Origin of the sequence: Streptomyces azureus (assembly GCF_001270025.1) — a bacterium.
Lineage (GTDB): Bacteria > Actinomycetota > Actinomycetes > Streptomycetales > Streptomycetaceae > Streptomyces > Streptomyces azureus.
This window is the reverse complement of the sequence record NZ_DF968457.1, coordinates 1-202: the sequence shown is the minus strand read 5'-3', so window position 1 is coordinate 202 and position 202 is coordinate 1. Positions and strand designations below refer to the sequence as shown.

Sequence of the window (202 nt, the reverse complement as noted above, 5' to 3'; positions counted from 1 at the left end):
CCGTCACGCCCGTTCTGTTCCGCTTTGCGACCCCTTTTTGCCGGGCCTGTTCCTGCTCGGCGGCGGCTTCCCCGAGAGCCTCCATGACGCTCTTGCCGACGATCAGCCCGGCGGCGTCGTGGTGAGCACGGACGGTCGTGGAGTCCACGCTGACCAGGGATAAGTCGACCTTGCCCTGGCGGGCGGCTTCGGCGATCAGGCC

At 68.3% G+C, this 202-nt stretch carries 1 pseudogene; it reads right to left on the bottom strand.

The features are described 5' to 3' along the window. Window positions 1-202: pseudogene (locus tag AOQ53_RS35715) on the bottom strand (hypothetical protein); the annotation flags it as partial.